23 protein-coding genes and 1 pseudogene are annotated in these 24,747 nt (G+C 69.0%); 7 read left to right on the forward strand and 17 right to left on the reverse strand.

Annotation, left to right across the window (positions count from 1 at the left end; all coding sequences use genetic code 11):
- The first annotated feature begins 1 nt into the window (after position 1).
- From GZH52_RS13400 to GZH52_RS17070, 3 genes and pseudogenes are all read left to right on the forward strand, one after another.
- Positions 2 to 910 (forward strand): hydroxymethylglutaryl-CoA lyase, encoded by a 909-nt coding sequence (locus tag GZH52_RS13400; protein WP_163317047.1) that lies wholly within the window; start codon positions 2 to 4, stop codon positions 908 to 910.
- Positions 911 to 928: 18 nt separating this feature from the next.
- Positions 929 to 2,035 (forward strand): annotated as a pseudogene (locus GZH52_RS13405) (AMP-binding protein); the annotation flags it as partial.
- A gap of 25 nt (positions 2,036 to 2,060) precedes the next feature.
- Positions 2,061 to 2,891, forward strand: coding sequence for an AMP-binding enzyme (locus GZH52_RS17070; RefSeq protein WP_349290661.1), 831 nt, complete (start codon positions 2,061 to 2,063; stop codon positions 2,889 to 2,891).
- Positions 2,892 to 2,989: 98 nt separating this feature from the next.
- Here the strand turns inward: GZH52_RS17070 and mmsB are convergent, their stop codons facing one another.
- Genes mmsB through GZH52_RS13425 form a run of 4 tightly spaced genes read right to left on the reverse strand, consistent with a single transcriptional unit; the run spans position 2,990 to position 6,991 of the window.
- Positions 2,990 to 3,892: a 3-hydroxyisobutyrate dehydrogenase gene (gene mmsB, locus GZH52_RS13410; RefSeq protein WP_163317049.1), complete on the reverse strand. Its 903-nt coding sequence runs from the start codon at positions 3,890 to 3,892 to the stop codon at positions 2,990 to 2,992.
- Positions 3,889 to 5,037 carry an enoyl-CoA hydratase/isomerase family protein gene (locus GZH52_RS13415; protein ID WP_163317051.1) on the reverse strand — a complete coding sequence of 383 codons (1,149 nt, stop codon included), beginning with the start codon at positions 5,035 to 5,037 and terminating at the stop codon, positions 3,889 to 3,891. Before GZH52_RS13415 ends, mmsB begins: the two co-directional genes overlap by 4 nt.
- Positions 5,034 to 5,834 (reverse strand): enoyl-CoA hydratase, encoded by an 801-nt coding sequence (locus GZH52_RS13420; protein WP_163317053.1) that lies wholly within the window; start codon positions 5,832 to 5,834, stop codon positions 5,034 to 5,036. Before GZH52_RS13420 ends, GZH52_RS13415 begins: the two co-directional genes overlap by 4 nt.
- On the reverse strand, positions 5,831 to 6,991 hold the full coding sequence (locus GZH52_RS13425; protein ID WP_163317055.1) for an acyl-CoA dehydrogenase family protein: 1,161 nt from the start codon (positions 6,989 to 6,991) through the stop codon (positions 5,831 to 5,833). Before GZH52_RS13425 ends, GZH52_RS13420 begins: the two co-directional genes overlap by 4 nt.
- 298 nt (positions 6,992 to 7,289) lie before the next feature.
- Between GZH52_RS13425 and GZH52_RS13430 the strand changes: the two genes are divergently transcribed.
- Together GZH52_RS13430 and GZH52_RS13435 are read left to right on the forward strand one after the other, a co-directional pair.
- Complete coding sequence (locus GZH52_RS13430) at positions 7,290 to 7,706, forward strand: MerR family transcriptional regulator (protein WP_163317057.1); 417 nt, start codon at positions 7,290 to 7,292, stop codon at positions 7,704 to 7,706.
- Between the two features lie 62 nt (positions 7,707 to 7,768).
- Positions 7,769 to 8,956, forward strand: a complete 1,188-nt coding sequence (locus GZH52_RS13435; protein WP_163317059.1) for an acetyl-CoA C-acyltransferase — start codon at positions 7,769 to 7,771, stop codon at positions 8,954 to 8,956.
- Between the two features lie 72 nt (positions 8,957 to 9,028).
- Here the strand turns inward: GZH52_RS13435 and GZH52_RS13440 are convergent, their stop codons facing one another.
- From GZH52_RS13440 to GZH52_RS13495, 12 genes are all read right to left on the reverse strand, one after another.
- Positions 9,029 to 9,907 carry an SDR family oxidoreductase gene (locus GZH52_RS13440; protein ID WP_163317061.1) on the reverse strand — a complete coding sequence of 293 codons (879 nt, stop codon included), beginning with the start codon at positions 9,905 to 9,907 and terminating at the stop codon, positions 9,029 to 9,031.
- Positions 9,908 to 9,932: 25 nt separating this feature from the next.
- Positions 9,933 to 11,084, reverse strand: a complete 1,152-nt coding sequence (locus GZH52_RS13445) for an acetyl-CoA C-acetyltransferase (RefSeq protein WP_163317063.1) — start codon at positions 11,082 to 11,084, stop codon at positions 9,933 to 9,935.
- 22 nt (positions 11,085 to 11,106) lie between these two features.
- Entirely contained in the window at positions 11,107 to 12,159 is a 1,053-nt protein-coding gene (locus tag GZH52_RS13450) for an acyl-CoA dehydrogenase family protein (RefSeq protein ID WP_163317064.1), read from the reverse strand.
- A gap of 10 nt (positions 12,160 to 12,169) precedes the next feature.
- The gene (locus tag GZH52_RS13455) at positions 12,170 to 13,315 is read right to left on the reverse strand and encodes an acyl-CoA dehydrogenase family protein (RefSeq protein WP_163317066.1); all 1,146 of its coding nucleotides are present in this window, start codon (positions 13,313 to 13,315) and stop codon (positions 12,170 to 12,172) included.
- A 15-nt stretch (positions 13,316 to 13,330) separates the two neighbouring features.
- Entirely contained in the window at positions 13,331 to 14,083 is a 753-nt protein-coding gene (locus GZH52_RS13460; RefSeq protein ID WP_163317068.1) for an enoyl-CoA hydratase family protein, read from the reverse strand.
- Between the two features lie 95 nt (positions 14,084 to 14,178).
- Positions 14,179 to 15,264 (reverse strand): NAD(P)H-dependent flavin oxidoreductase, encoded by a 1,086-nt coding sequence (locus GZH52_RS13465; RefSeq protein WP_163317070.1) that lies wholly within the window; start codon positions 15,262 to 15,264, stop codon positions 14,179 to 14,181.
- The gene (locus GZH52_RS13470) at positions 15,264 to 16,157 is read right to left on the reverse strand and encodes an enoyl-CoA hydratase (RefSeq protein ID WP_163317072.1); all 894 of its coding nucleotides are present in this window, start codon (positions 16,155 to 16,157) and stop codon (positions 15,264 to 15,266) included. Before GZH52_RS13470 ends, GZH52_RS13465 begins: the two co-directional genes overlap by 1 nt.
- Before the next feature lie 138 nt (positions 16,158 to 16,295).
- Entirely contained in the window at positions 16,296 to 17,096 is an 801-nt protein-coding gene (locus tag GZH52_RS13475) for a CoA-transferase subunit beta (protein ID WP_163317074.1), read from the reverse strand.
- Between the two features lie 10 nt (positions 17,097 to 17,106).
- Positions 17,107 to 17,982, reverse strand: a complete 876-nt coding sequence (locus GZH52_RS13480) for a CoA transferase subunit A (protein WP_163317076.1) — start codon at positions 17,980 to 17,982, stop codon at positions 17,107 to 17,109.
- A 10-nt stretch (positions 17,983 to 17,992) separates the two neighbouring features.
- Entirely contained in the window at positions 17,993 to 18,889 is an 897-nt protein-coding gene (locus GZH52_RS13485) for a VOC family protein (RefSeq protein ID WP_163317078.1), read from the reverse strand.
- Positions 18,890 to 19,043: 154 nt separating this feature from the next.
- Complete coding sequence (locus GZH52_RS13490) at positions 19,044 to 20,093, reverse strand: 3-ketosteroid-9-alpha-monooxygenase, oxygenase component (protein ID WP_163317080.1); 1,050 nt, start codon at positions 20,091 to 20,093, stop codon at positions 19,044 to 19,046.
- A 127-nt stretch (positions 20,094 to 20,220) separates the two neighbouring features.
- Positions 20,221 to 20,985 carry an SDR family oxidoreductase gene (locus GZH52_RS13495; protein WP_163317082.1) on the reverse strand — a complete coding sequence of 255 codons (765 nt, stop codon included), beginning with the start codon at positions 20,983 to 20,985 and terminating at the stop codon, positions 20,221 to 20,223.
- A 170-nt stretch (positions 20,986 to 21,155) separates the two neighbouring features.
- Between GZH52_RS13495 and GZH52_RS13500 the strand changes: the two genes are divergently transcribed.
- Together GZH52_RS13500 and GZH52_RS13505 are read left to right on the forward strand one after the other, a co-directional pair.
- The gene (locus tag GZH52_RS13500; protein WP_203525761.1) at positions 21,156 to 23,285 is read left to right on the forward strand and encodes an FAD-dependent oxidoreductase; all 2,130 of its coding nucleotides are present in this window, start codon (positions 21,156 to 21,158) and stop codon (positions 23,283 to 23,285) included.
- Between the two features lie 89 nt (positions 23,286 to 23,374).
- Complete coding sequence (locus tag GZH52_RS13505) at positions 23,375 to 24,412, forward strand: ABC transporter substrate-binding protein (RefSeq protein WP_163317084.1); 1,038 nt, start codon at positions 23,375 to 23,377, stop codon at positions 24,410 to 24,412.
- 77 nt (positions 24,413 to 24,489) lie between these two features.
- On the opposite strand, the gene GZH52_RS13510 is transcribed toward GZH52_RS13505, so the two are convergent.
- The coding region (locus tag GZH52_RS13510) for an NAD(P)(+) transhydrogenase (Re/Si-specific) subunit beta (RefSeq protein ID WP_163317086.1) at positions 24,490 to 24,747 on the reverse strand (258 nt) is incomplete at its 5' end.

Consider the following 24,747-nt stretch of genomic DNA (forward strand, 5'->3'; position numbering starts at 1 on the left):
GATGACACAGGTAAAGATCGTCGAAGTCGGCCCGCGCGACGGGCTGCAGAACGAAAAACAGGCGGTGCCGCTGGCGGTGAAGCTCGCGCTGATCCGGCGCCTGGCCGACGCGGGGCTGAGCCACATCGAGGCGGGCGCCTTTGTTTCGCCCAAGTGGGTGCCGCAGATGGCCGACAGCGCCGCGGTGCTCGCTTCGCTCAACCTGGCCGGCCCGGTCAACTACCCGGTGCTGGTGCCCAACCTGGCGGGGCTGGAAGCTGCGCTCGCGGCCGGCGCGCGCGAAATCGCCATCTTCGGCGCCGCCAGCGAAACCTTCAGCCTGAAAAACATCAACGCGGGCATCCAGGACAGCCTCGCGCGCTTCGAGGCGGTCGCGCGCCAGGCGCTGGCAGCGGGCCTGCGCGTGCGCGGCTACGTCTCCTGCGTGGTCGGTTGCCCGTACGAGGGCGATATCGCCCCGCGCAAGGTCGCCGAGGTGGCCGCTGCGCTGTACCGGATGGGCTGCCACGAGGTCTCGCTGGGCGACACCGTCGGCGTCGGCACGCCCGACAAGGTGCTCGCCATGCTGGATGCGGTTGCCGCAGAAGTGCCGGTGGACAGGCTCGCCGGGCACTTTCACGATACCTACGGCATGGCCATCGCCAATATCTACGCATCACTCACCGCCGGCGTGCGCACCTTCGACAGTTCGGTGGCGGGCCTTGGCGGCTGCCCGTACGCGCGCGGCGCGTCCGGCAACGTCGCGACCGAGGACGTGCTCTACCTGCTTCACGGCATGGGCTACACCACCGGCGTCGATTTGGCCGCCGTCACCGACGCGGCGTGGCAGATCGCCGACGCGCTCGGCCGCGAGCCGGGCTCGAAATACGCGCGGGCGCGCGGGCGGGTATCCGCCGGCACCCCGCGCTGAACACGGAATAAACACACGATGCACACCCAGCCCGCCCCTCTTTGGCAACCGTCGGCCGCGCGCGTCGCGGCGGCCCACCTGACCGCCTTCACCCGCCAGGCCGAACACGCCGACGGCAGGACTTACCCCGACTACGAAAGCCTCAGGCAGGCGAGCATTGACGATCCGGGCCGCTTCTGGCGCCAGGTATGGGATTACTGCGGGGTCATCGGGAAGCCGGGCGAGGTTGCCTTTGTCGAAAGCGACGAAATGCGCGCGGCGCGCTTCTTTCCCAACGCGCGGCTCAACTACGCCGAAAACCTGCTCAGGCACGACGGCAACGCGCTGGCCGTCGCCTTCTGGGGGGAAGACCGCGTCAAGCGCGAGTTGAGCTTCAGGGCGCTGCGCGAACTGGTGTCGCGCTTGCAACAGGCGCTGCGCGCGCAGGGCGTGCGCGCGGGCGACCGCGTGGCGGGCTTCATGCCCAATATGCCGGAGACGCTGGCCGCGATGCTGGCAACCGCCAGCCTGGGCGCGATCTGGACCAGTTGCTCGCCCGACTTCGGCGCCGACGGCGCGATCGACCGCTTCGGCCAGACCGCGCCCAAGGTCTTGTTCTGCCCGGATGCTTACTTCTACAACGGCAAGCGCGTCGACATCGGTGCCAAGCTCGGCACCATCGCCCGCGCCCTGCCCTCGCTCGAGCGGCTGGTGGTGGTGCCCTACACCGGCGGCGCCGACGCGCTCGCTGCAGCGCTGCCCGGCGGGGTGAGGCTAGACAGCTTCCTCGACGGTTTTGCCGCGCAGGCGCTCAGCTACGAGCGGGTCGGCTTCAACCACCCCTTGTTCATCCTGTACTCCAGCGGCACCACCGGCGCTCCCAAATGCATCGTGCACGGCCACGGCGGCACCTTGCTGCAGCACCTGAAGGAACACCAGTTGCACGCCGACCTGCACCAGGGCGACGTGCTGTTCTACTTCAGCACCTGCGGCTGGATGATGTGGAACTGGCTGGCCTCGGGCCTCGCCAGCGGCGCGACCTTGCTGCTGTTCGACGGCTCGCCCTTTGCCAAGGGCGGCCGCATCCTGTGGGAGTACGCCGACGCCTACCGCTGCACTCACTTCGGCACCTCGGCCAAATACCTGGACGGCCTCGGCAAGGTCCGGCCTGGTGCCCAAGGACGACTACGCGCTGGCGCACCTGCGCGTGCTGATGTCCACCGGCTCGCCGCTGCTGGCCGAGCGCTTCGACTGGGTCTACCAGGCAATCAAGGCCGACCTCGACCTTGCGTCGATCTCGGGCGGTACCGACATCCTCTCCTGCTTCGCGCTGGGCAACGCCTGCCTGCCGGTTTACCGCGGCCAGTTGCAATGCCGGGGCTTAGGCATGGCGGTCGAGGTGTGGAACGACGCGGGAAAACCGGTGCGGGGGGAAAAGGGCGAACTGGTATGCACCCGCCCCTTCCCGTCGATGCCGGTCGGCTTCTGGAACGACGCGGACGGCGAGAAGTACCGCAAAGCCTACTTCGCGCGCTTCCCTGGTGTCTGGTGCCACGGCGACTACGCCGAGCTGACGGCCGAGGACGGCCTGATCATCCACGGCCGCTCCGACGCGGTGCTCAACCCCGGCGGCGTGCGCATCGGCACCGCCGAGATCTACCGGCAGGTCGAACGCTTCGATGAGGTGCTGGAGAGCGTCGTGGTCGGCCAGCGCTGGCAGGGCGACGAGCGCGTGGTGCTATTTGTCAGGCTCAGGGACGGCCTGGCCCTTGACGACAGCTTGGCCGATCGCATCAAGGCGGCGATCCGGCAACAGGCCACCCCGCGCCACGTGCCGGCCAAGATCGTCGCCGTCGCCGACATCCCGCGCACCGTCAGCGGCAAGATCGTCGAGCTGGCGGTCAGGAACGTGATCCACGACGAGCCGGTCAACAACCTCGCCGCGCTGGCCAACCCGGCCGCGCTCGAGCTGTTCGCCAGGCTGCCGGCGCTGCAAGGCTGAACGCGCAAAGCCGGGCGATGACGCCCGCGCTTGCCGCCCGCCAAAAACAAAAACGGCCCTGCCAGAGAGCAGGGCCGCTGCGGGTCTTACGGCACGCCTCAGGCCTCAGGCGGCGCGAACAGGCCGACGATGCTGGAGAAATCCAGCGCGCCGTGGCCCGAGCTGCTCCACTGCGCAAAGAGTTCGCGCGCGAGGCCGCCCATCGGCACCGATGCGCGCGCGGCGATTGCCGCTTCCACCGCCAGCCCCAGGTCCTTCAGCATCAGGTCGGACCCGAAGCCGCCGGCGTAGCCGCGCGCGGCCGGCACGTTGTCCATCACCCCCGGCCACGGGTTGTACACCTCGGTCACCCAGCCGCGCCCCGAGCTCTTGCCGATGATGTCCGACAGCACGGCCGCATCCAGCCCCTGCCGCACACCCAGGGCGAGCGCCTCGCTGATGGCGAGCATCTGCACGCCGAGCACCATATTGTTGCAGATCTTGGCGACCTGGCCCGCGCCCTGCCCGCCGGCGTGAAAGAGGTTGCGCCCCATCGCCGACAGGATAGGCCGCGCCAGCTCCAGGTCGTCCGCCTCGCCGCCGACCATGAAGGTCAGCGTACCCGCCGCCGCGCCGGCGGTGCCGCCGGACACCGGCGCGTCCAGCATCCTCAGTCCCTGCTTGCGCGCGGCCACCGCGACCTTTTGCGCGCTTTGCGGGCTGATCGTCGAGCAATCGATCACGAGCGCGCCCGGCGCGATCGCCGCGATGAGCCCGCCCGCCGCCGCGTCCCCCAGGTAGAGCCGCTCGACATGCGGGCTCGCCGGCAGCATGGAGATCACCACGTGGGCGTCGGTGACAGCCGCCGCGGCGGACGCGGCAAGCGTCGCACCTGCCGCCAGCAGGGGTTCGGCCAGCGCCGGGTTGAGGTCGTACACCTCAAGCTCGAAGCCGGCCTTCACCAGGTTGAGCGCCATCGGGCCGCCCATATGGCCGAGGCCGATAAATGCGATGCGTGTCATGCGGTTTCCTTTGTGCGTTCACCCAGCGCGGCCAGCGGCGAGCGTGGCCACGGCGCCTCGAAATGGCTGGCAATCCAGCCCGGGTCCACCCTATCCAGCGTCGGCGGCTGCCAGACGGGAGCGTTGTCCTTGTCGACCAGCAGCGCGCGCACGCCCTCGCTGAAGTTGCCGTTGGCACAGCAGCGCAGCGCCAGCACCAGTTCCATGCGCAGCACGTCGGCGAGCGACAGCTCGCGCGCGCGCCTGAGGGTTTCCCACACCAGCGCGGCGGTGGTCGGGCAACCCGCCGCGAGCTTGCCGGCAGCGTCGGCAAGCCAAGGCGACGCGTCGCCTTGCGCGCCCAGCACCGCTTCATGAACGGCGGCGAGCGTCGGATACGCGGTCAACGCCTCGATGCGCGCGAAGTGGGGTTCGACCTGCGCGGGCGGCAGGCTCTCCTTGGCCTGGTCGGCCATGCCTTGCAGCAGCGCGTCCAGCTGCGCGCCGTTGGCCGCGGCACCGTCCTGCCAGTCACACGCACACAGCGCCGCCATCAAGCCCGGCAGCGCACCGTCCTCCAGCGCGTAATCGGCGAGGCCGACGTACAGGCAGTCGGCAGCGTTCAAGGGCGCGCCGGTCAGCCCGAGGAACAGGCCGACCCGGCCCGGCATCCGGTTCAGGAACCAGCTGCCGCCGACGTCCGGGAACAGGCCGATGCTCACCTCGGGCATCGCCATGCGGGTGGACGGGGTGACCACGCGGTGGCTGGCGCCCGCCAGCAGGCCGAGCCCGCCGCCCATCACGATGCCGCGCCCCCATACCAGCACAGGCTTACGGTAGGTGTGGATCAGGTAGTCGAGCGCGTACTCCTCGCTGAAATAGGTTTCGGCGTACGGGTGCGGGCACGGCGCCGGCGTCTCGGTTAGCGCGCGGTAGAGCGCGCGCACGTCGCCGCCCGCGCAGAACGCGCGCTCGCCGCTGCCCGAGAGCACCACCAGCGCGACCCTGGGGTCGTCCTGCCAGCGCGCGAGCTGGGTGGACAGCGCGCGGATCATCTCAAGCGTCAGCGCGTTGAGCGTGCGCTCGCTGTTGAGCGTCGCCGTGGCGATGCGGTAGCCGTTGGCGGCGGTGTACTCGGCAAACAATACGCAATCGGCCGCGCTCATGGCCGCTCCCCCTTGCCCGGCACCTGCCACACGGGCGCGCGTTTTTCGAGGAAGGCGCGCACGCCTTCTTGCTGGTTGGGGTCGGCGAACAGGCCGACGAACAGCTCGCGCTCCAGCGGCAGGTTGAGCGCCGGCGGCACGCTGCGCGCGCGCTGGATCAGCGTCTTGCACGCGAGGGTGCTGGCCGGGCTTTGCCGTGCGACCTTGGCCGCCATTTCAAGCGCGACGGACAGCGCCTCCCCCTTGCCGGCCACCTGTTCGATGAGTCCGATACCGAGGGCTGTGTCGGCGTCCACCCGCTCGCCCAGCAGGATCATCCGCTTGGCCCAACCCTCGCCGACGAGATGCGGCAACAACTGGGTGCCGCCGGCGCACGGCAGCAGGCCGACGCCCGCCTCGGGCAGCGCCAGTTGCGCCTGCGCCTCGGCCACCCTGAGGTCGCAGGCGAGCGCGACTTCCAGTCCGCCGCCCATCGCGTAGCCGTTGATCGCGGCGATGCTGACCCCACGGTAGGCGGACAGCCGCTCGAACGCGCGGCCGAACGCCGACGCCGCCTCGGCGGCCACCGCGACGTCGCCTTCGGCAAACTGTTTGAGGTCCGCCCCGGCGCAGAAGAACTTGTCGCCAGCGCCCACCAGGATCAGCACCCTGAGCGCGGGGTCGGCCTCCACGTCGTCAATCAGCCGTACAAGGTCGGCAAGGCTCTGCCGCGTCCAGGTATTGGCCGGCGGGTTGTCCAGCGTGACCACGGCGGCGACGCCGTGTTTTTCCAGGCGCAGGCCTTGGTAAGTGCTCATCTGAGGTTCTCCGAAACGCCGTCCGAGAGCAGGCGGCGGGCAATGATCAATCGCATGATGTCGTTGGTGCCTTCCAGGATCTGGTGCACGCGCAAGTCGCGCACATGGCGCTCCAGCGGGAAGTCGCGCAAATAGCCGTAGCCGCCGAAGCACTGCAGCGCCTGGTTGGCCACGTTGAAGGCAAGGTCGGTGGCCAGGCGCTTGGCCATCGCGCAATACGCCGACGCTTCCGGGTGCTGCGTGTCCAGTTGCCAGGCCGCCAGCCTGACCATCTGCCGCGCGGCGACAAGTTCGGTCTGCATGTCGGCGAGCCGGAACTGGATGTTCTGCAGGCTGGCAAGCGGCGCGCCGAACTGCTCGCGTTCTCCCACGTAGCGGCAGGCGGCGTCAAACGCGGCCTGCGCGGTGCCGACTGCGGTGGTGGCGATATTGATGCGGCCACCGTCCAGCGCCCTCATCGCGAAGGTGAAGCCCGCGCCCTCCTCCCCCAGACGGTTGCCCAGCGGTACACGCACGTTCTCGAAACTGATCGCGCGGGTGGGCTGGCTGTTCCAGCCCATCTTGCCTTCCTTCTTGCCGTAGACAATGCCGGGGCTGTCGGCCGGCACCAAGAAGGCCGAAATACCCTTGGGGCCGGGCCCGCCGGTGCGCGCCATCACCACCAGCGCCTCGGTGCTGCCGGCGCCGGAGATGAACATCTTGCTGCCGTTGAGCAGATAGTGTTCGCCGTGGCGCTCGGCGCGCGTCGCAAGCGAGGCGGCGTCCGAACCGGCGCCCGGTTCGGTCAGGCAGTAGCTGCCCAGCACCTCACCCGTCACCATGCGCGGCACCCATTGTGCCGCCAGTTCAGGCGAGCCGAAGCTTGCGACCATCCAGCTCACCATATTGTGGATGGTGAGATATGCCGCGGTGGACGTGCAGCCGTAGGCGAGTTCCTCGAACACCAGCGCGCTGTCCAGCCGCGGCAGCTCAAGCCCGCCGTAGGCTTCCGGCGTGTAGAGGCCGAGAAAGCCCATCTCGCCGGCGCGGCGGATGGTAGCGAGCGGAAACTCCTCGTCGGCGTCCCAGCGCGCGGCGTGCGGTGCGAGTTCATGGCGGGCGAAGGCGCGCGCGCTGTCCTGAAACGCGCGCTGTTCTTCATTGAGCGCGAAGTCCATGCGGTCTACCTCAGGCTGATGGTGGTGTGGATGCGGGCAAGCTCATCGCCGATCACAGTTCGCCGTGCAGTAACAGCACAAAAACGGGCTACCCGTCTGCCTTGCGCCAAGAACGGCAACCCGCCTTGCCTGCATTGCCAGCCCCTTTACCCTGGCCGGGTCATGACGCTAATATATGTTTACGCGAACGTAAACGTCAAACAATGCACACGAATCTGGCGTCGCAACCAATGCCTTGTTGCGGGCAGCGCAAAATATTGCACCGCGATAAAATCGCGCCATCAGCCGGAGCAGCAATATGGACGAGCAAAAAAGAACCTACACCATCAGCGAACTGGCGCGAGAATTCGACGTCACCACCCGCACCATCCGCCACTACGAAGACCAGGGCCTGATCGCACCGGAGCGGCGCGGCCAGCACCGCGTCTATTCGCGCCGCGACCGCACGCGGCTGCTGCTGACCCTGCGCGGCAAACGCATCGGACTCACCTTGCAGGAAATCCGCGAACTCTTCGACCTGTACGACGCGGCGCACGACGACGCGCCGCAGCTGCTCGAATTCCTGAAGGTCCTCAGCCAGCGCGAAGCGCAGCTGATGCAGCAGATCGAGGACATCCGGGTGGTCACCCGCGAAGTGCAGTCGCTGCGCCAGATGTGCGAACAGCTGATCGAGAAGCGCACCGGCGGAGCGGGCGCCTCGCAGGGCGAACGCTGAGCCACGCCTGCGGCGTGGCTTTTCCATCCCTTGCCGTGCACTGACGTCAACGAAAGGCCACCATGTCGCAGCCAGATCCGGTCGTAATCATCAGTGCCGCCCGCACCCCGATGGGCGGCTTCCAGGGCAGCCTCGCCACGCACAGCGCGAGCGCGCTCGGCGCGGTGGCGCTGGCCGCGGCATGCGAACGCGCCGGCCTCGCCGGGCACACCATCGACGAAGTGATCATGGGCTGCGTGCTGCCGGCCGGCCAGGGCCAGGCGCCGGCACGACAGGCGGCACTCGCCGCCGGACTGGACCTGCATACCCCCTGCACCACCATCAACAAGATGTGCGGCTCGGGCATGAAGGCGGTGATGATGGCGCACGACGCGCTGCAGGCCGGCAGCGCGCGCGTCGTACTCGCCGGCGGCATGGAGAGCATGTCGAACGCGCCCTACCTGCTGCCCAAGATGCGCACCGGCCAGCGCATCGGTCACGGCGTCACCCAGGACCACATGTTCCTCGACGGGCTGGAAGACGCGTACGAAAAGGGTACGTTGATGGGGGTGTTCGCCGAGCGCTGCGCGGACCACTACCGCTTCAGCCGCGAGAGGCAGGACGCCTTCGCGCGCTTGTCGCTCAGCCGCGCGCAGGCGGCGATCCGCGACGGCGCTTTTGCCGCCGAGATTGCGCCGGTCAGCGTGACAGGCCGCCAGGGAGAGGTACAGGTGGACAGCGACGAGCAGCCCCTGAGCGCCCGTCCGGACAAGATTCCCACCCTGAAGCCCGCGTTCCGGCCCGGCGGCACGGTCACCGCGGCCAATTCAAGCTCGATCTCGGACGGCGCGGCGGCGCTCGCACTGACCCGCGAATCGACCGCGCGTGCACTCGGGTTGACGCCGCTCGCGCGCATCGTCGGCCATGCCAGTTACGCGCACGAACCGGCCTGGTTCACCACCGCACCGGTGCATGCGATGCAGCACCTGCTCGGGCAGATCGGCTGGCGCGCCACGGACGTCGACCTCTTCGAGATCAACGAGGCGTTCGCCGTGGTCGCCCTCGCCGCGATGCACGAGATGGCCCTGCCCGAACACAAGGTCAACGTGCACGGCGGCGCCTGCGCGCTCGGCCACCCGATCGGCGCATCCGGCGCGCGCATCCTGGTCACGCTGCTGCACGCGCTGCAAAGGCACGGCCTCAAGCGCGGCGTGGCCAGCCTGTGCATAGGTGGCGGCGAGGCGACCGCGCTGGCCATCGAACTTTGCTGAGCCCCAAAAAGCAACAGCCCGCTCGCGGCGGGCTGTTGTCGTACAGCAGGCGATGCGGCCAACGGCCTGCGCTCAGCTGCCCCACACCGGCTTGGCCGGCACCGCCTCACCGATCAGGCCGGCAATCACCGGCCCGATCGTCTGCGCGGTAAAGGCGACGCCGCCTGCCCTCGCCTCGGGGCCGGAGCGCCAGCCGTCGCACACCGACACGCGGTCGCCCTCGATCTCGAACACCTGGCCGCTGACGCCGCGGCTGGCACTGCTGGCGAGCCACACCACCAGCGGCGCGACGTTGGCCGGGTCGTAGTGGTCGAAGCCGCTGTCCGGCTTTTTCACGAGGTCCGGCATGCCCTGCTCGGTCATCGAGGTACGCGCGGCGGGCGCCAGCGCGTTGGCGGTGACGCCATAGCGGCGAAGCTCCGCCGCCTGCACCAGCGTCAACGCGGCGACGCCGCCCTTGGCTGATGCGTAGTTGGACTGGCCGATCGAGCCTTGCAGGCCGGCGCCGGAGGTGGTGTTGATGATGCGCGCGTCGATAGCGATGCCGTCCTTGGCAAGGTTGCGCCAGCGCTCGGCGAGCACGCGCGCGAGACAGAAGTGCCCCTTCAGATGCACGCGCATCACCGCGTCCCAGTCCTCCTCGGACAGCGAGACGAACATGCGGTCGCGCAGGATGCCCGCGTTGTTGACCACGGCGTGCACCTCGCCGAAGGCGGTCAGCGCCGCCGCGACGATGGCGCGCGCGCCTTCGAGCGAGCAGATGTCGCCGGCGTTGACCAGCGCCTTGCCGCCACTTGCCAGAATATCGGCAACGACGGCTTGTGCTGCCTCCAGCCGGATATCGTTGACCACGACATTGGCCCCCGCTGCGGCCAAAGCCAGCGCATAGGCGCGGCCCAGACCGCCGCCGGCGCCGGTGATGATCACGGTGCGGTTTTCGCAAAGCTGCATGGAGTTTCTCCTGCTATGGCGGCCGTTACAGCCGCTCGATGATGGTCACGTTGGCCTGGCCGCCGCCCTCGCACATGGTCTGCAGGCCAAAGCGCCCGCCGCTGCGCTCGAGCTCATGCAGTAGCGTCGTCATCAGCCGCGCACCGGAGGCGCCCAGCGGGTGGCCGAGCGCGATGGCGCCGCCGTTGACGTTGATGCGCGCCGGATCGAAACCGGTCTCGATCTGCCACGCCATCACCACCGACGCGAACGCCTCGTTGATTTCAACCAGATCGATATCGGACAACTTCATGCCGCACTTTTTCAGCGCGTATTCGGTGGCCGGGATCGGCGCGCGCAGGTGCCAGATCGGGTCGTCGGCGCGCACCGACAGGTGGTGGATGCGCGCGCGCGGGGTCAGCCCGTAGCGCTTGAGCGCGGTCTCCGACACCACCAGCAGCGCGGCGGACGCGTCGGCGGTCTGGCTGGACACCGCGGCGGTAATGTCGGGGTAGGCCGCGTCGACCGGCGCAAGCTCGGCCATTTTGGCAAGGCTGGTCGCGCGCACCGTCTCGTCGTGGGCAAGGCCCAACAGCGGCACGATCTCGCGCGCGAAATGGCCGGCCTCGGTGGCGCGGCGCGCCTTGTCGTGGCTATCGAGCGCAAACGCTTCCATCGCTGCACGCGACAGCCCCCAGTGGTCGGCGATGCGCTGTGCGGCGTAGAACTGGTTGACCGGCGCGTCGGCAAAGCGCGCGCGCCAGCCGCTGCTTTCGGCGAACGGCGTGCTGTAGCCGTAGGCTTGGCCTGCCAGCATCGCCGCCGAGATCGGGATGCGCGTCATGGTCTGCACGCCGCCGGCGAGCACCACATCCATAGTGCCGGACATCACCGCCTGCGCGGCAAAGTGCACCGCCTGCTGGCTCGAGCCGCACTGGCGGTCGACGGTGGTGCCGGGTACCGCCAGCGGCAGGCCGGCGGCCAGCCACGAGGTGCGCGCGATGTCGCCGGCCTGGCTGCCGATGGTGTCGACGCAGCCGAACACCACGTCGTCGTAGTCTTCGGCCGGGATCGCGTTGCGCGCGACGATGGCGCGAATCACATGCGCGCCCAGGTCGGCCGCGTGCACGTCGGCGAGCGAGCCCTTGCGCTTGCCGGTCGGGCTGCGCAGCGCGTCGACGATATAAGCTTCTGCCATGGTCTGTCCTTGTGGTTTTCGTTTACGCGAAGGTGACGCCGGGCCCCGCGGCGCCGTCGGCGAGCACCCAGTCGGCGACGCGCGCCTTGTGGTAGGCGGCATCTCCCCACGCCGATTCGAGCGCCCAGATGCGCTTCATGAAGATCTGCAGGTCGCACTCCCAGGTGTAACCGATCGCGCCGTGCACCTGGATGCCGTTGCGCGCGGCGAGCCAGGCGGCGTCCCCGCAAGCCAGACGCGCGTGCGACACGTAGGCACCGGCGTTGGGGTGGCCGTGTTCGAGCGCGTAAGCGGCACGGTTGAAAACCGGCTTGGCGAACTCGCCCTTCACCGCGACGTCGGCGAGCAGGTGCTTGACCGCCTGGAAGCTGCCGATCGGCTTGCCGAACTGCTTGCGCTGCGCGGTGTAGTCGATCGCGAGATCCAACACGCGCTGGGTCAGCCCCAGTTGCTCGCCGGCGATCGCGAGCGCCATGCGGTCGGCAAGGCGCTGCCATAGCTCACGGCCGGCCCCCGCGTCGGCGACGCGGCTGGCGGACGACGGGTTCCAGCTGACGCGGCACAACCGGCGCGACGGGTCGACGCTCGCCACCGGCGTGATATCGACGTCGGCTCGCCAAACTGCATGCACCTCGTCCTCGTGCCACAGCAACAGCAGGTCCGCGCTGTCGGCGTCGCCCACCAGCGGACTGAGCGGGTGGCCGACGGCCACCGACAGCCGCCCTTCGGAGAGCGCCGGCAGCCACGCCTGCTGGCGGTTGGCGGCGTCCGGCAGTTCGCGGATCAGGCAGGCGGCCGGGTAGCTGGTGGTGAGCAGCGCGTCGGGCACCGCGTAGTAGCCGAATTCCTGCGTGAGCAAGGCCCAGTCGGTGTCCGACAGGCCGAGCCCGCCAAACACCTCGGGCACCGACAGGGCGGTCAGCCCCTGTTCGGCGATCAGCGCCTCAAGCGCCGGCGCGACACCGGATGCATGCTCCCATCCTTCGCGCACCACGTCGGGCGTGGCCTCGACCATGAACGCCGCGCGCACCGCGTCGCGGAAACTCTTCTGGTCCTGCGTATACGTGAAATCCATCGTTTCCTCCTTAGCGCGGCAGCCCGAGCATGCGCTCGGCGATGATGTTGCGCTGGATCTCGTTGCTGCCGGCGTAGATCGGCCCGGCCTGCGCGAACATGAAGCCCTCCATCCAGCGGCGCGCCTCGGGCGTATCGAGCTCCGCCTCCTTGCCGAGGATAGCCAGCGCCGCCTCGTGCAGCGCAAGGTCGAGCTCGGACCAGAAGATCTTGCTGGTGCTCGCCTCGGGGCCTATCCTGCCGCCGGCCTGCAACTGGCTGACCGTACGGTAGGTCGACAGCGCGTACGCCTCGGTGGCCGCCAGGGCCGCCGCGACACGGTCACGCAAGGCAGGGTCGCGCCGCGCGGCGTCCGGATGCGCGTGATAGAGCGCGGCCAGCCGCCGTGCGGTCGCCTGGTAGCGGGCGGGCGAGCGCAGCATCAACCCGCGCTCGAAGCCGGCGGTCGCCATCGCCACCGCCCAGCCCTCGCCCTCGTCGCCCAGCCGGTTGTCCACCGGCACGCGCACCTCATCGAAGAAAATCTCGGCAAAACCGGCCAGCCCGTTGAGCTGGCGGATCGGCCGCACGGTAATGCCCGGCAAATCCAGCGGCACCAGCAGGTAGCTCAGGCCGTGATGGCGCTGCGAGCCTTGCTCGGTACGGAACAGGCCGAAGATCCAGTCGGCCCAGCGTGCGCGGGTCGACCAGGTCTTCTGGCCGTTGATCACGTAGTGGTTGCCGTCGCGGTAGGCGGTGGTGCGGATCGCCGCCATGTCCGAGCCGGCGCCCGGTTCGCTCCACGCCTGCGCCCACATGTCGTCGCAGCGCGCCATGCGTGGCAAGAAGCGTGCCTTCTGCGCGTCGGTGCCGAATTCCATCAGGGTCGGGCCGAGCAGGAAGATGCCGTTCTGGTTGAGCCTGAGCGGCGCGCCGGCCGCGTAGTACTCCTCCTCGAAGATCAGCCACTCGATCAGGTCGCAGCCGCGCCCGCCCAGCGCCTCGGGCCAGGTGACCATGCCCCAGCCGCTGTCGCCAAGCTTGCGCTCCCAGGCGCGGTGCGCCTCGAAGCCTTCCCATGTGTCGTAGTCCGGCAGCTCGCCCGGCACGTTCTCGCGCATCCAGGCGCGCACTTGCGCACGGAACGCCTGCTGCGCGGGGGTGTAGTTGAGGTCCATCGCCGTCTCCTCGCCTCAGAATTTCGCTTCGCGTTTCTCGACGAAGGCATCCCGGGTCTTGGCCGAGTCCGGGCTCATATACGCCTGCAGCGTGAAACCCTGCTCCCAGCGGTACTTGGCCTCCAGGTCACCGTCCTCGACACCGTTGAGCGCCTCCTTGGCGATGCGGATCATCGCCGGGCTCTTGGCGGCGATCTTGCGGGCGACGGTGAGCGCCGTCTCGCGCAGTTCGGCGCGCGGCACCACGCGTTCGATCGCGTTCAGGCGCAGCGCCTCGGCTGCGCCTATCATCTCGCCGGTAAAGAACAGGTAACGCGTCTTTTGCACGCCGAACATGCGCTGCAGGTGCGCCGCCCCCCCCATCGCACCGCGGTCGACCTCGGGCAGGCCGAAGCTGGCGTCGTCGGCGGCGATCACGATGTCGGCGGCACCGCAGATGCCGATGCCGCCGCCCAGCACGAAGCCGTGCACCGCAGCGATCACCGGCACCCGGTTGCGGTGCACCGCCTTGAAGGTCTGGTAGTTGCCGGCGTTGACCGACACGATCAGCGTGTCGTCGGCGGCGAGCTCCTTGATGTCTACCCCGGCGCAGAAGCCGCGCCCCTCGGCACGGATCACGATCACGCGGGTCGCCGGCTCGGCGCCCAGACGCTCGATCTCGGCGGCAAGCGCGTGCCAGCCGGCCGCAGGCAAGGCGTTGACCGGCGGGTGGCCGATCACCAGTTCGGCGACACCATCAGGGTGCAGGGTGGATTCGAAATAGGCCATGGAGGGTCCTCGGATGCGGAGCGTGCACCGGCCGGAATGCCGGTCTTCCTTGCAATGGTGGGGGGCGCGCCAGGAAAGCGCGCCCCCTGAACGGACTAGTGCGCCGGTACGGGCCGTGCGGCGGAAGGTTGTGCGAAGCGCGCGAGCAGCGCCTCGGCGTCGCGCGCGATGCCAGCGACCAGCGCGTCGCAACTGATCAGCGCGTCGATGCTGGCGGCGACCTGGCCGCTGGCGAGCAAGCCCTCGTCGGGCACGCCGTCGACCATCGCGCGCTGCAACAGCATGGGCTGGCTGGCTGCCATCACGGTCTGGCTGAGCGTGGACGGGTCCTCGCGCAGCGAACGCACCAGCGTCGCCGCCATCTGGCCTGTGCTCATGCCGGTCTCGCGGCTGAAGCGGCGCGCGCTTTTCAGCGCCAGCCACAGCCGGCCGAAGGGGCCGGCCGCTTCCAGCCGCTCGAGCACCGGGTTGCGGATCAACCGGTGGCGCATGCCGTCCACCGCCAGGCTCACCTCGATGCGCGAAACGTCGTTCACGTCCACGTATTTTTGCAGGGTCGAAGGTGGCACCGGCGAGTCGGTGGTCATCAGGAAACGCGTGCCCATCGCGATGCCGGCAGCGCCGGCGGCCAGCGCCATCGCCAGGCCCCGCCCGTCGCGGAAGCCACCGGCGGCGAGCACCGGCACGTCGACCGCGTCGAGCACCTGCGGCAGCAGGATGGTGGTCGGCACCGAGCCGGTGTGGCCGCCGCCCTCGCCGCCCTGGATGGTCAGCGCGTCGGCGCCCAGTTCGACCGCCTTTTGCGCGTGCTTGAGCGCGCCGACCGTCGGGATGCACAGGATGCCTGCGTCCTTCAGCCGGCGGATCTGCGCCTTGTTCGGTCCGCGACCGTAGCTGACCGCGCGCAGGCCGTGGCGGATTGCCAGCGTGATGATGTCGTCGGCGTTCGGCTGGAACAGGTGGAAGTTGATGCCGAACGGCGCGCCGCTCGCGGCCTTCACCGCGAGGATGGCCGGCTCGACCTCTTCCGGGCGCAGCGTGGCGGCCGCCAGGAAGCCGAAGCCGCCGGCGTTGCCGGTGGCCGCGACCAGCCGCGCGTCGGCCACCCAGCCCATCGCGGTCTGGATCACCGGATAGCGGCAGCCGAGCAGCCGGGTGATTTCTGTGTCGAGCACGCCCATCACGCGCCCTCCCGGTTGGCGCGCGCCATCGCGCGCGCGTCAAAGCCGGCCAGCTTGTCGCCCGACACCAACTCGTTGTGCGCGTGCGCGAAATGGTGCCATGCGAACGCGGCGTCCATGGCTGCGCGTTTGCCCATCAGGTCCTCGGCGTGGTTGACCGCCTGCTTGGTCAGCGCGACGCCCAAGCGCGGCTGCGCGGCGAGCTTCTGCGCGATCTGGCCGACCGTCGACTCCAGTTCGTCCCGCGGCACCACCTTGTTGACCATGCCCATCTGGTACGCCCGCTCGGCGCCCATCTTCTCGCCCAGCAGCAAAAACTCCTTGGCGATGCGCGGGTTGAGCTCGAAGGCGTGCGCGAAGTACTCGACGCCGGGGATGCCCATGCGCACCACCGGGTCCTGGAAGAAGGCGTCGTCAGAAGCGACGATCAGGTCGCACACCCAGGCGAGCATCAGCCCGCCGGCGACGCAGGCGCCGTGCACCATCGCCACCGTCGGCTTGGGGATGTCGCGCCAGCGCCGGCACATGCCCAGGTACACCTCCTGCTCGCGTGCGTACAGGAATTCGCCGCCGGGCTTGTTGCTGTGGTCCCACCACAGCGACGCGCGCCGCTCGAAACTGCGGTTGACGTCGCGCCCGGGCGTGCCGATATCGTGGCCGGCCGAAAAGTGGCGGCCGGCGCCGGCAAGCACGATCGCGCGCACCGCGTCGTCGGATGCCGCGCGGCCGAAGGCGTCGTCCAGCGCGTAGGTCATCTGCGAGTTCTGCGCGTTGTTGAAGCCGGGGCGGTTCAGCGTGATCCACGCGACCTGATCTTCGACGCGGTACAGCACCGGCTCGCCGGTCTCGTATACCGCATCGTCGGGGCGGGAGACAAAATTCTGGTCGTTCATGTTCGGCCTCGTTATTGTGGGCGCCACCGCTTGGCGGTGTCGTGGGCGGATGGTCGGCTCAGACGGCGGGTTACGGCCTGCGGCAATGGTGGGTTACGCCGGCAATACCGGCTAACCCACCCTACCCGCCCAGCGCGCTCAAAGTTCGGCGCGGTTGGCCGGCGGGTTGCCCTTGATCTGCTGCGCGCGCATGTCGTGCGGGTCGAGCTGGCGGATCAGCGCCAGTTCGTCCGGCGTCGGCGCACGGGTGACCGGGGTATCGGCAAGGAATTCAAGCGGGAAGCCGGTCGCGGCCGCCACCTGCTCGCGCGTCACGCCCGGGTGCAGCGAGATCACGCGCACCGCGCGGTCGGGGCCGCCAAAGTCCATCACGCAGAGGTCGGTGATGATGCGGCGCAAATCCACATAGTCCTGGCGCATCCCTTCGCCCCAGCGCGCCGGGTTGTAGCCGACGCCGGACACCATGTCGACTTCGCCGGCGACGAACACGCGCGGGCTGTGGGAGGGCACCAGCATCGAGCTTGCGTGGTTGATGCTGTTGCCCGGCAGGCCGCGCACGCCGAGCATGGCCGCCTTGGGCCTCACGTAGTCGCCGACCACCGACAAATTGGTCTGCCCGAAGCGGTCGATCTGGGTGGGGCCGATCATCACGTGACGGCGTCCGCCCCACACGCATTCGAACACGCGCTCGAAGCCCATGTAGCCCGAGTAGCGGGGCTCGAAGTCGCCGCGCGGCCCCAGCGGCACCGGCTCCTCGACCAGGAAGGCCTCGCTGTCGGTCATCAAGAGTTCCGGCGTGTGGGTGAGCTTGGCGAGGCTCGCACCCAGGCGCGGGATCACGCCGATGCCGGAGGCGAGGATCTCGCCGTCGCCGCGCCACGCGTCGGACGCGGCGGTGATCATCAGTTCGGCGAGCGTGTACTCATAGGGCTGGCTCATCGCGGCCTCCTCAGAAGATCGGGTGGGAAAGTTCGGCGAGCCTGGCAGGCAGGCCGTTTTGCGCGCGGTAAGCCGCCTCTCCACCGTCGATATGGCACGCGCGGTACGCGGCCCAGCCGCCCTCTTCACCCGCGGCGGCGGCGTACGCCTTCATGTGCGCGAGGTCCCAGCCGTAGTCGGGGTTGTTCAGCGTCGGGTGCGCGCCGCCTGGCGCGTGCACCACGCCGCTGACCAGGTAGCGCTCGAACAGGTTGGCTTTTGCTTGTTCGGCCGTCAGCGCAAACTTGTCGGCGAGGCGCTCGCAGCTGACGAAGGTACGGTCGGCGGCGCGCGCAAACAGGTGGTCGAAGTAGGCGTCGCGGCCGGTGATCAGCGTGTTGCCCCAGCGGTCTGCGTCGTTGACATGCAGCAGCGCGACGTCGAGCCTGAGCGCGGGCATCGCCAGCAGCACCTCGCCGTCGTCGTACGGCGAAGCGATGGTCTTGAGGTCCGCATTTTTCGCGACCACGTCGGTGGCGAGGCCGCAGCGGGTCGGCAGGTAAGGCAGGCGCATGCCGGCGGCGCGCAAGCCCCACTCGAGCATGCCCTCGTCCAGCTCCATCAGTTCCAGCTCACCCGCCTCGCGCGCCTTGCGGTAGAAGGGTTCGAGCGGGATCGCGTCCATGGTCACGAAGCCGAACACCAGCTTCTTCACCTTGCCCGCCGCGCACAGCATGCCGACCTCGGGACCGCCGTAGGCAACCACGATCAGGTCGCGCACGTCGCTGCGGACCAGCTCGCGCACCAGCGCCATCGGCTTGCGGCGCGGGCCCCAGCCGCCGATGCCGACGGTCATCCCCGACTCGATCTGCGCGCACGCCTGCGACAGCGTCATTTCCTTGTTCATGGTCTGCCCCTCACTGCTCGTTGAAACCGACGCCGAAGTCGTGGCCCCACACGCTCACCTCGGTCGCCTCGAACGCAGTGTGGCGCTCCCAGTCGCACACCAGGCCTCCGCAGCCGTACTCGAGCGCGAACATCGACGGCGTGCGCATGTAAAAGGACGTCATCCGGTCGTTCAGGTGCTGGCCCAGCGTCGCCATCAGCTTGACGCCGTGTTTCGCCCGCCTGTCGTGCGCGCGGCCGACGTCGGTCATCGTCGGCACCTCGAGCATGATGTGCACGCAGCCTTCCGGCGATGGAAAACCGGCCAGCGCCAGGCTGTGGTGGCGGCCGTTCGCGCAGTGCAGGAAATGGATCGGCACCGCCGGCACCGCCGGGTCGGGGCGGAAGTTGAAGGTGTCGGACACGCCAAAACCCAGCACCTTCACGAAGAAGTCGCGCGTCGCCGCGAAGTTGACCGCCGGCAGCACGGTGTGGCCCATGCCCAGCTCGCCGGTGACAAAGTGCGAAACCCCCTGCGGCGACGCGAAGGGCCGCGCATCGAGCTGCGGCCCCCAGAAGAATTCGTGGCGGTTGCCCGAGGGGTCTGTCACCGTCAACAGCGCGTTCACCTTGCGCGACGCGCATAGTGCAGCGTCCGCCTCGACGAAGGCGCAGGCCGTCGCGTCCAGCCGGCTCTTGAGCGCGCCGTAGGCCGTCTCGTCTGCGAGCTCCCAACCCGAGGCCAGGTAGCGGTCCTCGTCCCCTTTCTCGACCAGGATGCGGTAGGGCCGCTCGTCGACCTTGACGAGCACGCTACCGTCGTCCCGGCTTTGCGCCATCGCCCCCAGTACCTCGTGCGCGTAAGCCACCCAGCGCTCGGGCGAGCGGCATTGCGCGACCACGTAGGCCAGCGCCCTGATCTGGACCATGTTCCACCTCCGTCGTTGACACCCGTGCGGGCGATTGAGGCGATTCTGGCGGGCGCGGCAACGGCCGGCATCGTCCATCCGGACGGCGGCACGGCCCGCTGCAAAACAAAAAACCCACCCCGAAGGGTGGGCGCGCTTGCGCGGTGCGAAACGCCTAGCGCCTGTCCCAGGTCACGATCTCGACGCGCTCCTTGAGCTTGGCCGGCACCGCGTCCTCGTCGGTGAAGAACTGCTCGTACCATTCGCGCAACTGGTAGACCGGGCCGTCGCCTTCGGCCAGCACCGGGTTGTTGACGCGGATCTTGTTCTTCCAGATCGCGACGTCCTGGTAGAACGACTCGCGGTTCTGCATCACGTAGCCGCGCGCGGCCTCGAGGTTCTGCGCTTCGGTCCAGTCCGGCTGCTTCTTCACCCGTACGCCGAAGCGCAACTGGAAACTGGTCTGGGTGATCGGCGTGTTGGCGTTAAGCAGGATGCACTCCATCAGGCGACCGTCGTAGTTGGCGCGCATGCGCGTGAAGTGCACCGCCGGGCCGTAGTACGCCGACTCGGCGACGAGATCCCCTCCGAGGCGCTCGGAGTCGCCGTGGAAGCACTGGTGCGCGACATGGCCTTCGAACACGTTGGCAAAATACTTGGTCGGCGCGCCGTGCACCGGGCCGAAGTGCTGCGCGTCGACTAGGTTGTCGACCAGCTCGCGCGGATTGGTCTCGATCAGCAGGGTGTCTAGCATCCAGTCGTCCGACCATTCGTCCGAATCGAGCTCGGGCAGGTGCGGGATGACGACGCCCTCGGCCGGCGCGCGGCCCTCGGCGTTGTGCCAGACGAACAAGAGTCCGTTTTCCTCGCAGGTCAGCCACTTGCGGGTCTTGGCCTTGACCGGCACCCGCTTGCAGTACGGGATTTCCTGGCACTTGCCGTCGGCGCCGAAGCGCCACTGGTGGAACGGGCAGACCAAGAGGTCACCCTCGATCGTGCCGTGCGACAAATCCGCCCCCATGTGCGGGCAATAGGCGTCAAGCACGTTGATCTTGCCCTGGCTGTCGGCAAACACCGCCAGGCGGGTGCCGAACGCGTCGAGGGTGTGCGGCTTGCCGTCGCGGTAGTCGGCGGCGACGCCGATGCAGTGCCAGCCGCGCGCGTAGCGGGTCGGCAACTCGCTCTTGAACACCGGCAGGTCGGGGGCGATGGACAGATTGGTCATCTAGATTCTCCATGGTCACAGCCGGGGCACTCCCGGTCATGCAGGAGAACTTAAGGCCGGCAGGGCCGGCCCTTCATACCCCGGACGGACTACCCTCACCCCGTCCGGGCCATTTATTTGACGCAGGTCAAAAACGGCAGGGGCGCGCCAGCGCGTCGATGCCGCCGTCGACCACCAGCAGGCTGCCGTGTACATAGCTTGCCGCATCGGACAGCAAGAAGCCGATCACCTGCGCGATCTCGGCAGGTACTGCCCGCCGGCCCAAGGGCGGGATGAACGCGGCGGTCGCCTTGCCGACCACCGGGTCGGCGATGCTCTGCTGCAACAGCGGCGTCTCGACCGCGCCGGGCGCGACCGCGTTCAGGCGCACGCCGCGCGCGCCCCAGGCAGCGGCACGGCGGCGCACGTCGCACACCACCGCGTGCTTGGACGCGGCGTACGCGGCGGCGCCGTGGCCGCTCGCTGCGCACAACGCGCGCGCCTTCTCCTCGTCTCCGGCGAGGAAGGCTTCGCGCAGCGGGCTGCCCTCCCAGTCGCCGTGCGTCGCAGCGACCGAGGCGACCACCACCGCCGACTTCATCGCGCCTTGCTCGAGCGCGTCCTTGAAGCCGTCGAGCAGTTCGCTGACGCCGAAATAGTTGACCGACGCGATCTTTTCCGGCGCATGGGTCGCGCCCAGCCCGGCGCACAGCACCAGCGCGTCGATGCGCCCGCCGCAGCGGGTCAGCGCGCCGTCGATCGCGGCGGCGCGGCCGGCCGGCGTCGACAGGTCTGCGCACACTTCGGCGCCGGCGATATCGACGCCGACCACTTCGTACCCGGCCGCACGCAGCATGGCCGCGGTAGACGCACCGATACCGGACGCGCTGCCCGTAATGACGATTGAAGCCATGGATTCCCCCTATCTGTTTGAGCCCTGACGGCCACCCGATTGTCTGGCGCACCTGCGCATACGACACCCTCCGAACGGACGATGAGGCGCATGGCCTATGTGCGGACACTCGTGCGATGATGGGCCGGCAGCGACCGGCCGGCAACCGCCTAGCTGGAGGAGACCGCAACATGAGCGCCAACGCCCCCTATTCCCGCCTGATGTCGCCGCTTTCGATCGGCAGCCTAAAGCTTAAGAACCGCATCATCCTCGCGCCGATGGGCGACAATCTGGCCGAACCCGACGGCAGCTGCACCGAGCGCATCCAGGCCTATTACGAGGCACGCGCCGCCGGCGGCGCGGGGCTGTTGATCATGGGCGTGGTGTCGGTCGCCTTCCCGGCCGGCACCGCCGAGCCCTACCAGGTCGGACTATCCGACGACCGCTTCATCCCCGGCATGGCCGGCATCGCGCGGCGCGTGCACGCGGCCGGCGGCAAGATCGCCGTGCAGCTGCAACATGCGGGCAAGACGGCGATCCGCGACCTGGTCGACGGACGCGAGCTGTGGGTGCCATCGGTGCCCGCGCCCAAGCAAAGCGACATGATGGCGACGCTGACGCCCGAAGAGCGAGCCGGCTTCATCTCGAACCAGATCCGCAGCGCGCCGAAGATCCGTGTGATGGACCACGCCGACATCGCGCAGATGGTCGAATGGTTCGCCGCCGCCGCCGCGCGTGCCAAACAGGCGGGCTTTGACGGCGTCGAACTGCACTGCGCGCACACCTATATCATCGCGGGCTTTTTGTCCGCGCACAGCAACCGCCGCGACGACGAATACGGCGGCACTATCGAGAACCGCGCGCGGCTGATGGTCGAGGTGATCCGCGCCGTGAAGGCACGCTGCGGCGCCGACTACCCGGTGTGGGTGCGTCTGGACGGCGAGGAGTACGACTTCGCGGGCGGCATCACCCCCGACGACGCGGTCGCCGCCGCGCGCCTGGCCGAGCAGGCCGGCGCCGACGCGATCCATGTGTCGGCCTACGCGTCGCCGCACCGCAGCGTCAACTTCACGCGCGCGCCCCTGGTGCACGCGCCAGGGGCGCTTTTGCCGTTTGCCGAGCGGGTGAAGCAGGCGGTCGGCGTGCCGGTGATCGGCGTCGGCCGCGTCGAGCCGGAAGACGCCGACGCGGCGATCGGCCGCGGCGCGATCGACGCGATCGCGATGGGGCGCAAGCTGTTGGCCGACCCGGAACTGCCCAACAAGCTCGCCCAGGGCCGCGAGTCCGAAGTGCGGCCGTGCATCTACTGCTACACCTGCGTGAGCCAGATCTTCGTCAACCAGAGCGTCAAGTGCGCGGCCAACCCCGCGTGCGGGCGCGAAAGCGAGGAGACGCAAGGCCCGGCCGACGCCAAACGCCATGTGGTGGTCATCGGCGGCGGGCCGGCCGGCATGGAAGCGGCGCGTACCGCCGCGCTGCGCGGCCACAGGGTGACGCTCATCGAGAAATCCGCGCGGCTGGGCGGCACGCTCTTCTTCGCCGCGCTCGCCTACCCCGAGAACGGCCGCCTGCTCGACTACCTGGCAGCCGAGATGCGCCGCCTGCCGATAGCCGTGCGGCTGTCGACCGAGGCGACCCCGGCACTGTTGAAGCAGATCGCCGCCGACGTGGTACTGGTCGCCAGCGGCGCCCGCCGCGACGGCGCGGCCATCGAAGGCGCCGACCAAAACCACGTGTTCAGCGGCGACGAACTGCGCGCGCTGTTGACCGGCGACGGCGCCGAAGACGTCGCGCGCCGCAAGCTCAGCCTCGCGCAGCGAGCGCTGATGAAGGCCGGCAACCTGTCGGGCGTCACCGGCAGTGGCGCCGCTCTGCAAAGACTCAGCCATGTATGGATGCCGCTGGGCGAGTCGGTCGCGATCGTCGGCGGCGGGCTGGTTGGGCTCGAGCTCGCCGAATTCCTGGTCGCGCGCAAGCGCAAGGTGACGGTGATCGAAGAGAGCGGCACGTTGGGGCGCGAACTGTCCATCGTCCGCCGCTGGCATGTGCTGGGCGAGTTGGCCAAGCACGAGGTCACGCTGCTCTGCAACACCCGCGTCAGGCTGATCGACGGCAAGACGCTGGTCTGCGAAGGCGCCGAGGGCGAGACGCGCGTGCGCGCCGACTCGGTGGTGCTCGCCAGCGGCGCGCGCAGCGACGACAGCGTCGCGCGCGGCTTCGCCGAGGCAGGCTTCAGGGTCGAACTGATCGGCGACGCGGCAGGGCTTGGCTACATCGAAGGCGCCCTCGCGGCAGGCCGGCGGGCGGGCCTTGCCGCCTGAGATAGTTGTTTGTCATTCTCCTTTGCGGTACAAGGGTGGAAAAATCGGGCCGCTCCCATGAGGGCGGCCCTGTCAACAAGGGGACAGCCATGCCACACCGCCGCATCTATGCGCTTTTGCTCGCCGCATCCGGGGCCGCCCACGCGGCCGACCTCAACGTCCTGTCTTTTGGCGGCGCCAACAAGGCGGCGCAGGAAATCGCCTACTACCAGCCCTTTCACCGTGCAAGCGGCGTCGGCGTCTACGCCGACGACTACGACGGCCACTACTACCGGGAAATCGTCGCCGGCCGCAACACGGCGCCCGGCGGCCGCTGGGACGTGGTCGAGGTTTCCGCGCCGGAACTGGCGCGCGGCTGCGCCGAGGGCCGCTTCGAGAAGCTTGACTGGGCGGCGATCGCCCCGCGCGACGCCTTCCTGAGCGGCGGCACCAGCGAGTGCGGTGCCGGCATCTTCACCTGGTCGGCGGTACTCGCGTACAACCAGAAGATGCTTGGCAAGGCGCCGCAAGGCTGGGCCGATTTCTGGGACACCCGCCGCTTCCCCGGCAAGCGCGCCATGAACCGCAGCGCGCGCTACACGCTGGAGACGGCGCTGTTGGCCGACGGCGTGCCGGCAAGCGACGTCTACCCGACGCTTGCGACCGACGCCGGCGTCAAGCGCGCGTTCAGGAAGCTCGACGCGCTGCGTCCTCATATCGTGTGGTGGGAGTCGCCGGCGCAGCCGGCGCAGATGCTGGCCTTCGAGCAGGCATCGATGGCGCTCGGCTTCAGCGGGCGCATCGCACGCGCCGCACGCGACTGGCCTCAGCTGAAGATCAGCTGGCCGGGCAACATCAACAACGTCAACTACTGGGCGATCCCCAAGGGCGGCGACACCGCGCTCGCGACGCGCTTTATCGCGTTCGCGAGCCAGCCGGAAAACCAGGCGACCTACTCGCGCTATATCGACTACGGCCCGACGCGCAAGGAAGCCATCGCCATGCTGCCCACCGAGCTTGCGCAGCGCCTGCCCGGCAGCGACGCCAACCGCCAGGGCGCGCTGCAACTGGACAGCGCGTTCTGGGCGGCCAACGGCAAGGTGCTCGAGGCGCGCTTCGAGCGCTGGCTCTCCACCGGCCAGCGCTGACCCGCAGCGTCAATACGCTGCAAAGCACAAAGGCCGCGGCGACTGCCGCGGCCTTTGTGTGTCGGTCCGGTACCGGCTCAGGCGTGTTCGGCGCCCTTCACCAGGTCCTCGACCACCTTCTTCGCGTCGCCGAACACCATCATGGTCTTGTCCATGTAGAAGAGCTCGTTGTCGAGGCCGGCGTAACCGACGCTCATCGAACGCTTGACCACGATCACGGTGCGCGCCTTGTACGCTTCCAGGATCGGCATGCCGTAGATCGGGCTCGCCTTGTCCTTCTGCGCGGCCGGGTTCACCACGTCGTTGGCGCCGATCACCAGCACCACGTCGGTGTT

Origin of the sequence: Crenobacter caeni, assembly GCF_010435965.1 — a bacterium.
In the GTDB taxonomy this organism is placed as follows: domain Bacteria; phylum Pseudomonadota; class Gammaproteobacteria; order Burkholderiales; family Chromobacteriaceae; genus Craterilacuibacter; species Craterilacuibacter caeni.

Excerpts from the sequence above, each read along its gene's own strand:
- GZH52_RS13445 (WP_163317063.1), bottom strand. The coding sequence starts at position 11,084 with ATGGCAGAAGCTTATATCGTCGACGCGCTGCGCAGCCCGACCGGCAAG.
- GZH52_RS13485 (WP_163317078.1), bottom strand. The coding sequence starts at position 18,889 with ATGGTCCAGATCAGGGCGCTGGCCTACGTGGTCGCGCAATGCCGCTCG.
- GZH52_RS13460 (WP_163317068.1), bottom strand. The coding sequence starts at position 14,083 with ATGGCCTATTTCGAATCCACCCTGCACCCTGATGGTGTCGCCGAACTG.
- GZH52_RS13420 (WP_163317053.1), bottom strand. The coding sequence starts at position 5,834 with ATGAGCACTTACCAAGGCCTGCGCCTGGAAAAACACGGCGTCGCCGCC.
- GZH52_RS13455 (WP_163317066.1), bottom strand. The coding sequence starts at position 13,315 with ATGGACCTCAACTACACCCCCGCGCAGCAGGCGTTCCGTGCGCAAGTG.
- GZH52_RS13505 (WP_163317084.1), top strand. The coding sequence starts at position 23,375 with ATGCCACACCGCCGCATCTATGCGCTTTTGCTCGCCGCATCCGGGGCC.
- GZH52_RS13400 (WP_163317047.1), top strand. The coding sequence starts at position 2 with ATGACACAGGTAAAGATCGTCGAAGTCGGCCCGCGCGACGGGCTGCAG.
- GZH52_RS13475 (WP_163317074.1), bottom strand. The coding sequence starts at position 17,096 with ATGAGCCAGCCCTATGAGTACACGCTCGCCGAACTGATGATCACCGCC.
- mmsB (WP_163317049.1), bottom strand. The coding sequence starts at position 3,892 with ATGACACGCATCGCATTTATCGGCCTCGGCCATATGGGCGGCCCGATG.
- GZH52_RS13415 (WP_163317051.1), bottom strand. The coding sequence starts at position 5,037 with ATGAGCGCGGCCGATTGCGTATTGTTTGCCGAGTACACCGCCGCCAAC.
- GZH52_RS13465 (WP_163317070.1), bottom strand. The coding sequence starts at position 15,264 with ATGGGCGTGCTCGACACAGAAATCACCCGGCTGCTCGGCTGCCGCTAT.
- GZH52_RS13480 (WP_163317076.1), bottom strand. The coding sequence starts at position 17,982 with ATGAACAAGGAAATGACGCTGTCGCAGGCGTGCGCGCAGATCGAGTCG.
- GZH52_RS13450 (WP_163317064.1), bottom strand. The coding sequence starts at position 12,159 with ATGGATTTCACGTATACGCAGGACCAGAAGAGTTTCCGCGACGCGGTG.
- GZH52_RS13425 (WP_163317055.1), bottom strand. The coding sequence starts at position 6,991 with ATGGACTTCGCGCTCAATGAAGAACAGCGCGCGTTTCAGGACAGCGCG.
- GZH52_RS13470 (WP_163317072.1), bottom strand. The coding sequence starts at position 16,157 with ATGAACGACCAGAATTTTGTCTCCCGCCCCGACGATGCGGTATACGAG.
- GZH52_RS13495 (WP_163317082.1), bottom strand. The coding sequence starts at position 20,985 with ATGGCTTCAATCGTCATTACGGGCAGCGCGTCCGGTATCGGTGCGTCT.
- GZH52_RS13430 (WP_163317057.1), top strand. The coding sequence starts at position 7,290 with ATGGACGAGCAAAAAAGAACCTACACCATCAGCGAACTGGCGCGAGAA.
- GZH52_RS13440 (WP_163317061.1), bottom strand. The coding sequence starts at position 9,907 with ATGCAGCTTTGCGAAAACCGCACCGTGATCATCACCGGCGCCGGCGGC.
- GZH52_RS13500 (WP_203525761.1), top strand. The coding sequence starts at position 21,156 with ATGAGCGCCAACGCCCCCTATTCCCGCCTGATGTCGCCGCTTTCGATC.
- GZH52_RS13435 (WP_163317059.1), top strand. The coding sequence starts at position 7,769 with ATGTCGCAGCCAGATCCGGTCGTAATCATCAGTGCCGCCCGCACCCCG.
- GZH52_RS13490 (WP_163317080.1), bottom strand. The coding sequence starts at position 20,093 with ATGACCAATCTGTCCATCGCCCCCGACCTGCCGGTGTTCAAGAGCGAG.